The sequence below is a fragment of the Dactylosporangium sp. NPDC051541 genome, assembly GCF_044454505.1.
Classification (GTDB): domain Bacteria; phylum Actinomycetota; class Actinomycetes; order Mycobacteriales; family Micromonosporaceae; genus Dactylosporangium.
In genome coordinates this window covers 1-1,408 of the sequence record NZ_JBITDU010000056.1, presented here as the reverse complement: position 1 = coordinate 1,408, position 1,408 = coordinate 1, and the positions used below count along the sequence as shown (strand labels likewise).

Below are 1,408 nucleotides of genomic sequence, written 5' to 3'. Positions count from 1 at the left end.
TACTGCAACGGCAGGTCGTGGCTCCGCTCGTGCTGGCTCGTTGACTGGTTGTGGTCGATGTTGAGCTGGTCGGGTCGTGGGATGCCGGGTTGAACGAGTTGTTCTTCCGGTTTTCGCATCGGTTTGAGCGGGTGGAGCCGCGTCGGCGGGCGGCGGCGTATCTGCGTGGGTTGCTGGCGCCCTTGGAACGCCGCAATGGTTGGACCCTCGCGGAGGAGGCCGGTCACGGGTCGCCGGACGGGTTGCAGGGCATGTTGTGCAGCGCGGCGTGGGACCGTGACGGAGTCCGCGATGACGTGCGGGCCTGCGTGATCGAGGCGATCGGCGCGCCGGACGGGGTGCTGATCGCGGATGAGACCGGGTTCGTGAAGAAGGGCCGCCGGTCTGCGGGGGTGCAGCGGCAGTACTCGGGGACGGCGGGGAAGGTCGAGAACTGCCAGCTGGGCACGTTCCTGGCCTATGCGTCGGGGCGGGGCCGGGCGTTGATCGACCGGGAGTTGTATCTGCCGAAGTCGTGGACGGATGATCCGGCCCGGTGCGCGCAGGCCGCGGTGCCTGCCGGTGTTGTGTTCGCGACGAAGCCGGAGCAGGCTCGGGCGATGCTCGAACGGGCGGTCGCGGCCGGGGTGCCGTTCGCGTGGTTCACCGCTGATGAGGCCTACGGTCAGAACCCGGGGTTGCGGACCTGGCTTGAGGAGCAGGACATCGCCTACGTGATGGCGACCCGCTGCGATCACGAGGTGCCGTCCGGGTTGGCCACGACGACCGGCGTGCAGGAGTTGATCGGCAGGGTCCGGGCGGGTGCGTGGCAGCGGATGTCCTGCGGTGACGGCGCGCACGGACCGCGAGTCTACGATTGGGTGTCCACGCCGATCCGCGCTGCGTTTCCGCACGGCCGGCGGGGCTGGGTCCTCGCCCGGCGCAGCATCAGTACCGGCGAAGTGGCGTACTACGTGTGTTTCGGGCCGCGTGGCACCCGGCTGCGGACCCTGGTCCGGACCGCGGGCGCGAGGTGGGCGGTCGAGGAATCGTTCCAGACCGCGAAGAACGAGGTCGGCCTCGACCAGTACCAGGTCCGTCGCTACGACGCCTGGTACGCGCACATCACCCTGGCCATGGCCGCAGCGGCGTTCCTGGTCATCACCCGGGCCGCCGAAGCCGACCGCGACGCCGAGGCCGCCGAGGCCGGCCGGTCACAGGGGGACCAAGCCGGGCCAGGACATGCTGATCCCGTTGAGCAGCAACGAAATCCGCCGCCTGTTCACCCGGCTCGTCACCACCGTCCAGCACCACACCAGCCACATCCTGCACTGGTCACGATGGCGTAGACGCAGGCAAGCACAGGCCCGAGCCGCTCATTACCGCAAACGACTCGAACCGCCGTAGGACACGACCCGCCGTTGCAGTA

At 69.2% G+C, this 1,408-nt stretch carries 1 pseudogene; it reads left to right on the top strand.

Features of this window, described 5'->3' with window-relative positions:
• Window positions 1-65 precede the first annotated feature (65 nt).
• Window positions 66-1,148: pseudogene (locus ACIA8L_RS56345) on the top strand (IS701 family transposase); the annotation flags it as partial.
• Window positions 1,149-1,408: the final 260 nt, after the last annotated feature.